The sequence below is a fragment of the Sorangium sp. So ce119 genome, assembly GCF_051524405.1.
GTDB classification, from domain to species: domain Bacteria; phylum Myxococcota_A; class Polyangia; order Polyangiales; family Polyangiaceae; genus Sorangium; species Sorangium cellulosum_G.
In genome coordinates, this window is record NZ_CP150310.1 from 2,568,796 (window position 1) to 2,581,397 (window position 12,602).

General features: G+C 71.1%; 7 protein-coding genes and 1 pseudogene. 4 read left to right on the forward strand and 4 right to left on the reverse strand.

Annotation, left to right across the window (positions count from 1 at the left end):
• Positions 1 to 101 precede the first annotated feature (101 nt).
• From WME76_RS09910 to WME76_RS09920, 3 genes and pseudogenes are all read left to right on the forward strand, one after another.
• Entirely contained in the window at positions 102 to 1,490 is a 1,389-nt protein-coding gene (locus WME76_RS09910; protein ID WP_437959912.1) for an MFS transporter, read from the forward strand.
• Positions 1,491 to 2,366: 876 nt separating this feature from the next.
• A pseudogene (locus WME76_RS09915) lies at positions 2,367 to 2,720 on the forward strand (cellulose binding domain-containing protein); the annotation flags it as partial.
• Between the two features lie 165 nt (positions 2,721 to 2,885).
• Complete coding sequence (locus WME76_RS09920) at positions 2,886 to 4,223, forward strand: dockerin (protein ID WP_437962100.1); 1,338 nt, start codon at positions 2,886 to 2,888, stop codon at positions 4,221 to 4,223.
• Positions 4,224 to 4,376: 153 nt separating this feature from the next.
• Here the strand turns inward: WME76_RS09920 and WME76_RS09925 are convergent, their stop codons facing one another.
• Both WME76_RS09925 and WME76_RS09930 read right to left on the reverse strand, forming a co-directional pair.
• Positions 4,377 to 6,947, reverse strand: a complete 2,571-nt coding sequence (locus WME76_RS09925) for a polynucleotide kinase-phosphatase (protein ID WP_437959913.1) — start codon at positions 6,945 to 6,947, stop codon at positions 4,377 to 4,379.
• Positions 6,944 to 8,353, reverse strand: coding sequence for a 3' terminal RNA ribose 2'-O-methyltransferase Hen1 (locus WME76_RS09930; RefSeq protein ID WP_437959914.1), 1,410 nt, complete (start codon positions 8,351 to 8,353; stop codon positions 6,944 to 6,946). The genes WME76_RS09925 and WME76_RS09930 overlap by 4 nt, the downstream gene beginning before the upstream one ends.
• Before the next feature lie 450 nt (positions 8,354 to 8,803).
• Here WME76_RS09930 and WME76_RS09935 point away from each other — a divergent pair, with 450 nt between their 5' ends.
• Entirely contained in the window at positions 8,804 to 10,057 is a 1,254-nt protein-coding gene (locus tag WME76_RS09935; RefSeq protein WP_437959915.1) for an expansin EXLX1 family cellulose-binding protein, read from the forward strand.
• A 260-nt stretch (positions 10,058 to 10,317) separates the two neighbouring features.
• On the opposite strand, the gene WME76_RS09940 is transcribed toward WME76_RS09935, so the two are convergent.
• Both WME76_RS09940 and WME76_RS09945 read right to left on the reverse strand, forming a co-directional pair.
• Complete coding sequence (locus WME76_RS09940) at positions 10,318 to 10,899, reverse strand: Uma2 family endonuclease (protein ID WP_437959916.1); 582 nt, start codon at positions 10,897 to 10,899, stop codon at positions 10,318 to 10,320.
• Positions 10,900 to 11,007: 108 nt separating this feature from the next.
• Positions 11,008 to 12,507 (reverse strand): hypothetical protein, encoded by a 1,500-nt coding sequence (locus WME76_RS09945; protein WP_437959917.1) that lies wholly within the window; start codon positions 12,505 to 12,507, stop codon positions 11,008 to 11,010.
• Between the last annotated feature and the right edge of the window lie 95 nt (positions 12,508 to 12,602).

Here is a 12,602-nt window from a genome sequence, read left to right on the forward strand (position 1 = left end):
CGCGGGGCGAGCGCGCGCGCGTGTTCCCCCGATGGCGGAACGGGTATTCCCTTCGGTCCCATGCGTGGTATTCCGATCATGGACTCCGAGGAACTGCTCTTATGGCACAGACGTCTCCCCAAACCCTCGCAGTGAACCCCACGAGCCTCGCCGACGGCGGGGGCCAGCGCGAGGTCGTCGACAGCGCGACGCTCTGGAAGGTCATCTTCGCCTCTGCGGGCGGCACGATGATCGAGTGGTACGACTTCTATATTTTCGGGAGCCTCGCGGCGATCATCTCCACCCATTTCTTTCCGAAGGACAACCCGACAGCGGGCTTCCTGCTGACGCTGGGCACCTTCGCCACGGGCTTCGTCGTCCGCCCCTTCGGCGCGCTCGTGTTCGGGCGGATCGGCGACATCGTGGGCCGGAAGTACGCGTTCCTCGTGACGCTGCTGCTCATGGGCGGCGCGACGGCGGTCATCGGCTTCTTGCCGACGTACGAGACGATCGGGCTCGCCGCCCCGCTCGCGCTCGTCCTGATCCGCCTCGTGCAGGGCCTCGCGCTCGGCGGCGAGTACGGGGGCGCGGCGGTGTACGTCGCCGAGCACGCGCCCGACGAGAAGCGCGGCTTTTACACCTCGTTCATCCAGATCACGGCGACGCTCGGCCTGTTCGTCTCGCTGGCGGTGATCCTCGGGACCCGCCTCCTGCTCGGCGAGGAGGACTTCAAGGAGTGGGGCTGGCGCGTCCCGTTCCTCCTCTCGGTCATCCTCGTCGCCGTGTCCTTCTACGTGCGTACCCGCCTCAAGGAGTCGCCGATCTTCTCCAAGCTGAAGGCCCAGGGGAAGACGTCGGCCGCGCCCATCAAGGACAGCCTCGGCAACAAGCGCAACTGGAAGGTCATCCTGATCGCCCTCTTCGGCGCGACGGCCGGTCAGGGCGTGGTCTGGTACACGGGCCAGTTCTATGCCCTCTACTTCCTGCAGAACACGCTGAAGGTCCCCTTCATCACGGCCACGATCGTGGTCGCCGCCGCGCTCGCCCTCGGCATGCCGTTCTTCGTCTTCTTCGGCTCGCTGTCCGATCGCATCGGCCGGAAGAAGATCATGCTCGCGGGCAACCTGCTCGGCGCGATCGGCTTCTTCCCCGTGTTCTGGGCGATGAAGCAGAACGCGGACAGCCCGGTGGTGCTCACCGCGCTCGTGTTCGTGCTCGTGCTCTTCGTCACGATGGTCTACGGCCCGATCGCGGCCTACCTTGTCGAGGCCTTCCCCGCCAAGGTGCGTTACACGTCGCTGTCGATCCCGTACCACGTCGGCAACGGCGTGTTCGGCGGGCTGCTGCCGCTCATCGCCTCCTCGGTGACGGTCGCGACCGGCAACATCTACGCGGGCCTGCTCTACCCGATCACGGTGGCGCTCATCACCGTGGTGGTCGGCGGCATCTATCTGAAGGAGAAGAGCGACGTGCGCCTCTGGGACGAGCTCGAGCGCCCGCGCGAGTCCTGACGGCTGCGAGGCGGTCGCTCGGACGCCGCCGCGCCGTCGCTGCGGCCAGCCTGCAGCGCGCCGGGCTCCCCCGGGGGATCCGGTGAGACGGCGCGAACAGCTTCGACGAGGGCGAGCGGCTCATCCAGCGCCGCTCGCCTCTCGCGAACACGAATCGACCTTCCGTAACTGACCACCTCGACGAGCACGGCGTCGCCGGAGCTCGTCCCTGGTTCCTCGACGGGGAACGACGCCGACCTCGAGACGCTCGCCGGGCAGACGGAGACCATCCCGCTGCTCGTCCAGCAGCAGCCCACCGGCCTGGGCTGCGGGCGTGTCGGTGAGAGAGGCTCAGCCACCCCCGAGCTGAGGAATCCCGTCTTGTCGCAGCCCTTTTCAGAAGAGAAATTGAACAGGGAGGCGGGGAGGCGGGGAGCGAGAGACGGCAAGAGAAAGAACTTCATTTTTTTTCTTCCTCCCCGCCTCCCCGCCTCCCTGTGAAAATTCTCCGGGTTTTAACGTGATCGGTATTCTAGGGGATGCCCCGGACCCCCGACGTCAACCCGCCAGACAGGCGAAGACGCGCGATCGACTGCCGTGTTCGCCTGTCATCCACCGTCTTTCTCCTGCCGTGACCGCCTCCCGCTCATCGCCCGAGGCCATCGTGCGCTTGCGCTGGGACTCTTCGTTACATCATGCGACCATCGCTCTTGAGTCGCTATCGAGCTGAGAAATGACGCTCATGCTCTATTTGCGACGTGTCGTGATCACACAACCGTCGATCGGGAATGTGGCCTGAGCGCGCCGTGTCCCCTGCTTTGCGCGCACCGCGCCCGCGTGGTGCGCCTGGATGAAATGATTCGCGGCTCGCTTCATCACTTCAAGGAGAAAAACTTCATGCGCTTTATTGGCTTGCTGGGCCTCTGCTCGGCCTCGATCGCGTGCTCCCTGGTCGCCTGCATCGGCGCATCGACGGACGACGAAGAGATCGCGTCCCTGGAGGGCGGCGTCGTCAGCGCGGACGGGTCGATAGAGGCGGTCCTCTCCGTCCAGTCGCAGTGGGCGTCGGGGTACTGCGCGAACGTGTCCTTGAAGAACGTGGGCTCCGCCCCGATCTCCACGTGGAGCATGGCCATCGCGCTCAACGGCTCCAGGCTGGACAGCGCGTGGAACGTGACCACCACGCCGTCGAGCGGCCAGTTCTCCGTCGCTCCCCTGAGCTGGAACGCGGCGCTGGCCAGGGGCGCCTCGACGAGCTGGGGCTTCTGCGGGAGCGGCGCCGGCCTGCCCACGATCGCGTCGATCAACGGCGGCGGGGTCAGCGGCTCGACCTCGGCGAGCTCCAGCAGCAGCGCGTCGAGCAGCTCCAGCAGCTCCAGCAGCTCGAGCAGCTCGATCAGCTCCAGCAGCAGCTCCGTGAGCTCCGGAGGGGGCGGCGCTGGCGGCGCGGGCGGCGCGGGTGGCGCCGGCGGCTCCGGTGGCGCAGGCGGCTCCGGCGGCGGCGGTGGGGGCACCACGGGGCCTGGATGGGACTGGGCCGGGATCATCGGCACCGGGCAAAGCCTGTCGGTCGGCGCGCAGGCGACGCCGGTGAGAGCGACCACTCAGCGCTATCACAACCTCAAGCTCTCGCTGGGCAGCGTCAGCGTGCCTCCGTTCAATCCGAGCGCCGGCGGGCTCTCGATGGTGCCGCTGGTCGAGCCCATCCGCCCGCTCGCCACCGGCTATCCGAGCGCGTATCCGCGCAACATGTACGGCGAGTCGCCGCACACGGCCATGGGCGACCAGATCACCACGCTGGCGCAGGCCTCGACGGGCCGCGATTACATCAGCGTGCACACGGTCGTCGGCGAGAGCGGACAGGCCATGTCGGTCATCCGCAAGGGCGCCAGCGACACCGGCTCCACGGGTCGGGCCTACGCGGCGTCGCTGTTCGAGACCTCGGCGATCGCCCGCCTCGCCGGCGCGCAGGGCAAGAAGTTCGGCGTCGGCGCGATCGTGATCACCCACGGAGAGTCCGACGCCGGCAGCTCGAGCTACAAGAACGATCTCGTCCGGCTCTGGACCGACTACAACACCGATGTCAAGCCGCTGACGGGGCAGACCCAGGCGATCCCGATGTTCGTGTCCCAGCAGCACGCCTATCCGACCGGCTCGAACCAGCGGTCGGCCTCCACGCTCGCGCAGTGGCAGGTCGGTGTGGACCGCCCGGGCGAGATCATCTGCTCCGGGCCGAAGTATCAGTATCCGTACGCGAGCGACAACATCCACATGACGGTGGATGGCTATGAGCGGCTCGGGGAGAAGCTCGGGCAGATCTACCACGAGAAGGTGGTGCAGGGCCGCGACTGGCGGCCGCTGGAGCCGACCCGCGTCGAGCGCAGCGGCCGCGTGATCACGGTGCACTTCCACGTGCCCGTGCCGCCGCTCGCCTGGGACAACACGCTCCCCGCGCCGCACCAGGGCGCGCTCACCGAGTGGTCGCAGGGGAAGGGCTTCGAGGTGCGCACGGGGAGCTCCCGGATCCGGATCAGCTCCGTCGAGATCTCGGGCAGCTCGGTGCGCATCACGGTCGGCAGCGATCTCCCGGCGACGGGCGTCTTCGTCGGCTACGCGATGACCAGCGACGGCACCGCGTTCGCCGGCCGGACGTGGCGCTCGGGCCAGCTCCGCGACTCGGATCCGTTCGTCGGCTCGATGACGCGCGTCGCGCAGCCGAACTACGCGGTGGCGTTCGAGATGCCGGTACCCTGAGCCTCGCCGGCGAGGCGCGTGGAGCCGCGCCGTCGCGGTGGAGCGCCGTGGCCAGACGTCTGGCCACGGACAGCCAGACGTCTGGCCACGGACAGCCAGACGTCTGGCCACGGCGATCTCAGCGCTCGTCGCCGCGGCTTTCGCCTGTCCCCGTCACAGCCTCGGATCGATCGGCTCGCTCTCCAGCGCGAGCACGCCGAAAACACACTCGTGCACGCGGTAGAGCGGCTCGCCCTCGACGAAGCGGTGGAGCGCCTCCAGGCCGAGCGCGTACTCCCGGAGCGCGAGCGCGCGCTTCGACGAGACGCTGCGGTGCCGCAGCCGCGCGAGGTGCTGCGGCATCAGGTACTCCGGGCCGTAGATGATGCGCAGGTACTCCGGCCCGCGGCACTTGATCGCCGGCTGGACGAGCCCGCGCGGGCCGCGCACCACCCACTCCCACGACTTGACCACCATCCCCTCGCCGCCGCGCTCGACCATCTCCGTCCAGAAGGCCACCGCCGCGGCCTCGCTCTGCGGGTCGGAGAGGTCGACCACGCAGTGCGGCGTGGGGACGAAGAACGCCGGATCGACCTCGCAGAGGCGCGCCAGCGTCCGCAGGTGGAAGCCGTGATCCCGCGCGGCGTGCACCGCGCCCTCGCTCGCGAGCAGGTGGAACGGGGCGAGCCTCATGTCGGCGAGCGAGCGCACCGGCCAGCAGTAGCGACGGTAGGCCGCCACGTACCCGTCCATCGCCGCCCTCCGCGCCGCGTGCCGCTCGAGCAGCGGCCGCGCGCTCTCGTCCCGCGCGGCCGCGAGCTCCAGCGCCCGGACCGCCGCGCCGAGCGACGCGCGGCCGGACGAGCCCACGGCCGCGTACTGCCCGCGCAGGAGGTCCTGCGCCTTCGCGGACCAGGGCAGGAGCTCGGCGTCGAGGCAGACCCAGTCGGTGCGGAGCTCGGTCCACAGGTCGGCGCTGTCCATCGCCGCGCGCACCCGGTCGATGAGCTCCCGGCTCCGCGCCTCGTCCGCGAAGAACGGCCTGCCCGTGCGCGTCGTGCACACGCCGAGCGGCCCCTCGTCGAGGCGGAACCTCCGCCGCCGCGCGGCCTCGTCGCGGCACACGACCAGCACCGCGCGCGACCCCATGTGCTTCTCCTCGCACACGACGCGGCCCACGCCGTTCTGCCGGAAGTACGCGAACGCCTCGCGCGGGTGCTCGAGCACGCCCCCGTCCTTCGCCGTCTCGGTCGGCGACATCGTCGGCGGCAGGTAGATGAGCCACCGCGGATCCACGGCGAAGCGGCTCATCGCCTCGAGCGCCGCCGCCGCGTTCTCCTCGCGGATCGTCACCATGCCGTGGATCCGCGTGCGGATCGCGCGCCGCCCCTTCACGTCGTCGATGTCGAGCACGTCGGCGTCGTCCTGCCCGCGCGATCCGGCCCTCGAGTCGCCCGCGAGCGGCGCGAGCGGCTTCTTCGGCTCGTAGTACACGCGGCGCGCCTTGACCTCGACGAGCTCGCGCTCCGGGTAGCGCAGCGCCGTGAGCGCGCCGCCGAACACGCACCCCGTGTCGATGCAGATCGTGCGGTTCTCCCACTCGGCCACGGTCGTCGGCGTGTGGCCGTAGACCACCATCGCCTTGCCGCGGTACTCGGACGCCCAGTTGTACCGCACCGGCAGGCCGTACTCGTCGGTCTCGCCCGTTGTCTCGCCGTACAGGCAGAACTCGCGCACCGCGCCCGATCCGCGGCCCTGGAACGCCTCCTTGACCCCCGCGTGCGCGACAGCGAGGTTGCCGTCGTCGAGCACGTAGTGGCTGACGAGCCCGTCGATGAAGTCCGCCGCCTTCGCCTTGAACTCGTCCGTCTCGACCTCGAGCTGCGCGAGCGTCAGCTCCAGGCCGTGGGTCGGCTTCACGTCGCGGCCGCGCAGCTTCTTGAGCAGCTTGACGTCGTGGTTGCCCGGCACGCACAGCGCCGCGCCCGACGCGACCATGGCCATCGCGAGGCGCAGCACGTCGGGCGAGCGCGGCCCTCGGTCCACGAGGTCGCCGAGGAAGAGCGCGCGCCGGCCCTCGGGGTGCGCCGCGCGCGGCGCGTGCGGCAGCCCCTCCAGGCGGTAGCCGAGCGCCTCGAGCAGCTCGACGAGCTCGTCGAAGCAGCCGTGGACGTCGCCGATGATGTCGAACGGCCCGTGGTCGTCGCGGCGGTCGGTCCAGAGGCGCTGCCGCTCGATCGTGGCCGCCGCGGCCTCCTCGGGCGACGAGAGCACGTGCACGTAGCGGAAGCCCTCGCGCCGGAGGTCCCTGAGCGAGCGGCGCAGCTCGCGGCTCTGGCCCCGCACCACGTGCGGGCCGAACTGCCGGTCGGGCCGGCCGGCGTTGCGCGCGTGGCAGAGCTTCTCGGGCATGTCGAGCACGATGGCCACCGGCAGCACGTGGTGCTCGCGCGCGAGCGCGACGAGCGGCCTGCGCGCGTCCGCCTGCACGTTGGTCGCGTCGATGACGGTGAGCCGCCCGGCCGCGAGCCGCTTGCCCGCGATGAAGCGCAGCACCTCGAAGGCGTCCGCGCTGGCGGCCTGGTCGTTCTCGTCGTCGGACACGACGCCGCGGTAGTGGTCGGACGAGAGGATCTCGGTCGGCTTGAAGTGCGCCCGCGCGAACGTGCTCTTGCCGGAGCCGGACGCACCGACGAGCACGACGAGGGAGAGGTCGGGGACGGCGAGGGGCTTCTGCTCGCTCACGGCGACACCTCCGCGCGCAGGAAGACCGCCATCTGCGTGGGCGCGCCGAGCGCGGGATCCATCGGGCCGACGGGCAGGTGCTCGACCGTGTAGCCGTGCGCGCCCGCGACCTTCTCGCAGAAGGCGTGGAACTCGGCGCGCGTCCACTCGAAGCGGTGATCGCCGTGGCGGAGCGCGCCGCGCGGCAGGCCCTCGAACCGCTCGTTGTACTCGGCGTTCGGCGTGGTCACGACGACGACGCGCGGGCGCGCGTGCTCGAAGACGCTGCGCGCGAGCGCGCCGAGGCGCGAGAGGTCCACGTGCTCGATGACCTCGACCAGGGTCACGGCGTCGTAGCCAGAGAAGCGCGCGTCCCGGTAGGTGACGGACGCCTGGAAGAGCTGGATGCGCCGCCGCTGCTTGTCGGGCAGGTCGTCGAGGCGAAGCCGGTTCTTCGCGATCTCGAGGCTGCGCACCGAGACGTCGGCCCCGGCGACGCGCTCGAAGACGCGCTCGTCGACGAGGCGCTTCAGCAGCTTGCCCTCGCCGCAGCCGAGATCGAGCACGCTCCGCGCCTCGGCCCGGCGGAGCGCGGCGACGACGGCCGCGCGGCGCTCCTCGTCGAGGCTCATCCGCGCCTCGGCCCTGTCCTCGGGCGCGGCCTTCTCGTCCTCGGTCTCCTCGGGGCTCGGGTCGTCGTCGGCGACGAGCCGCGCGAGCGCCGCGCGGAAGAGCGGGCGGCTGTGCTTGAGGTAGCGGAGCGCGATCGCCTCGCGCTCGGGGTGCTCCGCGAGCCAGCCCTCGCCCTTGGCGAGGAGGTTGTCGACCTCGGCGTCGCCCACGTAATAGTGCTTCTTGTCGTCGAGAACGGGCACGAGCACGTAGAGGTGCGCGAGCAGCTCCCGGAGCCGGCACGTCCTCGCGAGCGAGACGCGCAGGGTCGAGCCCTGGCCCCACTCCGGGAACGCCTCGTCGAGCGGGAGCCGCTCGGCCGCGACCTCGTAGCCGAGCGGCTCGAAGAGCCGCCGGAGCAGCGCCTCGCCGCCGCGGCACGGCAGCGCCTCGATCGTCGCCGAGAGGGGGAGCGGCGCGTCGGCGAGCTCCGGGCGGTCGCGGCACTTGCCGCCGAGCGCCGAGCCGAAGACCTGCGCGATCGCGACGGAGAGGAACGACGAGGCGACGTAGGGCCGGTCGTTCACGTACTGCGCGAGCGTGCCCGGCTCGCCCACGCCGCGCCCGCGCACGAGGTCCACGGGGTCGACGTCGAGCAGGAGCGCCGCGGTGCACCGCTCCTCGGTCGCCTCGGGATAGAACACGTGCGCCTTGCCGAACGAGAGCGAGAACGACTGCGTGTGCGCCGGGTTCTTGACGAGCAGGTAGCCGAGGTCGGTCGCCGGCCGGTGCGTGGTGGTGAGCGTGAGGAGCATCGGGGGCCGCAGTCTACGGGAGCGGGGCGACTCGCGACAATCGCGGCTGCCGGGCGCGCGCCAGGCGCGAGCGCCTCGCCGGGGCGCGCAGAGGGGGAGTCACCGATCGAAAGACAAGCTTGTATCGACGGAGATCGCGTGTTCGAGGGGGAACGGTGGTGGCGTGGGCGCTCGTGGGGCTCGATGTGGGTAATCGGCGCCGGCGCAGGTGCGTTTGCCCGAGGTGAAATGTTCGACGGATCCGCGGGTCTTCTTCGTTCAGGAGGGATCATTCCAGAGTTGTTGGGTATCAAAATGATCTTCTGTGACATCGAGTGATGGCGGGCTCTTCAATCTGCATTATTGAAGACGTCATCGGCTGCGCCCTCTCGGCGCGCCCACCTTGTGGAGAGTGCGATGCGATCCTTGGCTTCTCGATCTTTTGCTGTGCTACCTTTGCTTGGCTTTGGCTTGCTTGCCGCGTGCACCGCTCCGGTGCAGGGCGATGAGGGCGACGATGGCGCGGGCGACCTCACCAGCGCCGTGATCACGAGCGATGGGCTCGGGGTCGCGGCGCTGACGAGGTCGGTCGACTGGGGCAGCGGCTACTGCGCCGAGGTGAACGTCGCCAACGAGGGGACCGCGCCGGTGACGTCGTGGACCGTGGTGATCGATCTCCGGCAGTCCAGCCTGATCAGCCTCTGGGAGGCCGAGTCGAGCCGGAGCGGCTCGATCCTGACGGTGACCCCGCAGGCCAACCGTCCGGCGATCCCGGTGGGAGGCGCGGTGAAGTTCGGCTTCTGCGCGGGCGCGACCGGGAGCGACTACCAGCCGGTGATGGTGTCCATGACCCAGAACGGGTCGACCGGATCGGGCGGAACCACCGGATCGGGCGCGACGACGGGCGCCGGCGGGGCAGGGGGGAGCGGCGGGGGCGCGACGGGCTCGACGAGCAGCGCGAGCGGCGGCACCGGCGGCAGCTCCGAGGGCACCACGACCGGCGGCGGGGACGGCGGGACCTGCTCGATCCCGCTGCCGAGCTACGAGGACGGCGACGGGTCGGTGACGTGGTACACGCTCGGCCAGGGCTCCGGGGGGGTCGTGAACTGCAGCTTCCCGGTCCTCGGGACGAGCCCGGACAGGATCGCGCACGTCGCGACCGGCGGCGGGCGGTATTTCGCGGCCATGAACACGGCCGATTACGACACGGCGGCCGCGTGCGGGGCGTGCGTGGAGGTGAGCCGCGACGACGGGCGCAAGGTCGTGGCGACGGTCGTCGATCAGTGCCCCTCGAACGGCAACCCGAAGTGCACGCCCGGGCACATCGATCTGAGCCAGGAGGCCTTCCAGCAGATCGGGTCGATCGACGAGGGATATCTGGGCACCGGCAACGGCGGGGCCAGGGGGAGGATCTCGTGGAAGTACGTGCCCTGTCCGGTCGAGGGGGATCTCTCCATCTCGCTGAAGGAGCAGAACTCCTACTGGAACGAGTTCCGCGTGCAGGGCCATCGCACCCCGATCGACAAGCTCGAGGTCCAGATCAACGGAACCTGGCAAGAGGCGACGCGGCAAGTCTACAACTACTGGCGCGTCGGCAGCGGCAGCATGCCGGCGGGGCCGTGGCGCGTGCGCGTGACCGACGTCCTCGGCGAGAAGATCGAGACAACGGTCCAGGTCAGCACGGCCGAGCAGTCCGCGTCGGCCCAGTTCTCGACGTGCGAGTGATCCGGCTGCTGTTGGGATCTGCGCGCTGAGATATCCCCTCGGATTCTTCGGAAGAGACTCACAGGGAGGCGGGGAGACGGGGAGGAAATCTTCAAGATACTCCCTGTCTCCCCGCCTCCCTGTTCAATTTTCACTGAACATAGCTGCCAGATGAGGGGATTCCTCCGGTCTGCGCGCGCAAGGGCGACCTCTGCACGCAGAAGATCTGCGACCCGGTGACGTAGATCGCGAGCGGAAGAGCGCCTGTACCGCGGCCTCGGCTACTCTTCCGGCCCGGGCAGCCACCAGGGGCCCACGCTGATCTCGCCATCGAACGGCGGCAGCGCGATGCGGTCCTGGTCTCGCGCGATCGCGGCGAGCGTCGGCCGGCCGCCGACGGTCTCGAAGACCTCGACCAGCCGGTGCGTGGGATCCACGATCCACACCCAGGCCACGCCGCTGCGCGCGTAGAACGGCAGCTTGATCGCGAGGTCGTCGCTCGCGGTCCTGGGCGACAGCACCTCGCAGCACCAGTCGGGCAGTATCGCGAGCGGGTTGTCCTCGGGCAGCTCCGGGACACGCTCGACCCGAAAGCCGCTGAGGTCCGGGACGAAGAGCCGGCCGTCGGGAAAGCGGATCTCTGCCTCCGCCTCGATCCACCAGCCGGTGCCGCCGGCGTCGAGGTCGAACGGACCGAGGCTCTGCTGGCAGAGCTTCGCGGCGCGGCGGTGGCGCCTGCCCGGCCGCGACATCGTCCGGAGGACGCCGGGTTGGAGGATCTCGCCAGTCAAGTGCTCGGGTAGGGCCTGGATCTGCGCGTAGAGCTCCTCGAAGGAGGGAATCGCGGAAGCCGGGTCACCCATGGCCAGGAGCATACCGCCTCCCGGCCGGGAGAAGATCCTCCACGCCGCGCCAGCGGATCAAGCACCGCCGAGCCCGCCTGAGCCGGTTGTGCCAGCCCGCCGCCCGTGTCAGCCCGCGCCTCCTGCACCGGCCGAGCCGCCCGCACCCCCGGCGCCACCAGCGCCGTCCGAGCCGCCGACGGCGCCAGCGCCGCCGGCTCCGCCCTCGCCAGTACCGCCCGTACCGCCGGCGCCAGCCGCGGCGCCGACGCCGCCGGCGCCGCCCTCGCCGCCGGTACCCGTCGCGCCCCCCGCGCCGCCGTCACCGCCGGTACCCGTCGCGCCCCCCGCGCCGCCGTCACCGCCGGTGCCGGTGGCGCCGCCGACACCGCCCTCGCCGCCGGTACCCGTCGCGCCGCCCGCGCCGCCGTCACCGCCGGTGCCGGTGGCGCCGCCCGCACCGCCGGCACCGCCCCCGCCGCCTGCCCCGGAGTCGTCCAGCGGATACGTCTCGTCGAGGCACAACGAGCCCTCGGGCGTCCGGGTGCACACCTCGCCTCGTGCGCACTGCCTCTGGCCCCTCGGACATGGCGTCACGCCGAAGAGGCAGTACCCGTTGGCCTCGAGCCCCGCGGACACGCAGGAAGCGTCCGGCAACAGGCAGTCGCTGTGACTCGTGCACGCGTTGGCACAGACACCGACGTCGCCAGCGCCGGAATCGGCCGCGAGGCTGTAGAGGCAGAGCCCGCTCTCCAGCCCTCCGCAGTCGTCGTTGGCGATGTCGCCGCCGAGGACGCAGAGCCCGGCGCAGACACCGGACTCCCCGCCGAAATCGATGCACCACGACGCGCAGGGGTCCTCGCCGTCCCGGCCGAGCTCGCACGGGGACCCATCGGGAAGCCCGGTCGTCGGCTCGTCGACGCAGAGGTTCCACCGGGGGTCGCACACGCGGCCGCCGGTGCACTGGCCATCCGAGCCGCAGCTCGGCACGCAGATCGACGCGTCGTCGAGCGCATCGCAGCGCAGATCCTCGCGACCCTGGCACTTCCCCGGATCGAGCTCCGTCGCCAGGCTCTCGAGCGGAGGCACTCCCATCGTGCAGCCGAGGAGGCACGCGCCGCCGATGCACACGCTGCCCTCGCCGGCACAGTCGCTGTCCTCGCTGCACGCCGCCGTGCAGTACCCGCCCGCGGGGCCTCCGCCGAAGAACTCGACGTCCGACTCGGGGATGCACACGCCGGAAGGACCGCAGTCCGCGTCGGCCTCGCACCGGGCGGCGACGCGCGCCTCGCCGCCGGGACCGCCGCCTGTGGCGCCGGAGCCGCCGTCGCCGCCCGCGGCGCTGGAGCCGCCGTCGCCGCCTGCGGCGCTGGAGCCGCCTGCGGCGCCGCCGTCGCCGCCCGCGGCGCTGGAGCCGCCGTCGCCGCCCGCGGCGCTGGAGCCGCCGTCGCCGCCCGCGGCGCTTGAGCCGCCGTCGCCGCCCGCGCCCGAGCCGGCGCTCCCGGAGGCCGAGCCCGTGCCCGTCGAGCTCCCTCCGGGGTCGTCGCTCGCGTCGTCAGAGCAACCAAGGAACGCCGTGGAGAAAGCGAACGTGGCGAGCAAGGTCGCCGAAAATCCTCGAATGCTCATCGATGCCTCCCTGGCCAGGAGCCGCCGCCCACATCAGGCGCGCGCTGTCTGCGTCTCCGCACCGTACCGGAATCGGCGCCGCTCCACGCGGACAA

Bases quoted from the DNA above. Each gene is read 5' to 3' on its own strand.
- WME76_RS09945 (WP_437959917.1), bottom strand. From the start codon at position 12,507: ATGAGCATTCGAGGATTTTCGGCGACCTTGCTCGCCACGTTCGCTTTC.
- WME76_RS09940 (WP_437959916.1), bottom strand. From the start codon at position 10,899: ATGGGTGACCCGGCTTCCGCGATTCCCTCCTTCGAGGAGCTCTACGCG.
- WME76_RS09910 (WP_437959912.1), top strand. From the start codon at position 102: ATGGCACAGACGTCTCCCCAAACCCTCGCAGTGAACCCCACGAGCCTC.
- WME76_RS09930 (WP_437959914.1), bottom strand. From the start codon at position 8,353: ATGCTCCTCACGCTCACCACCACGCACCGGCCGGCGACCGACCTCGGC.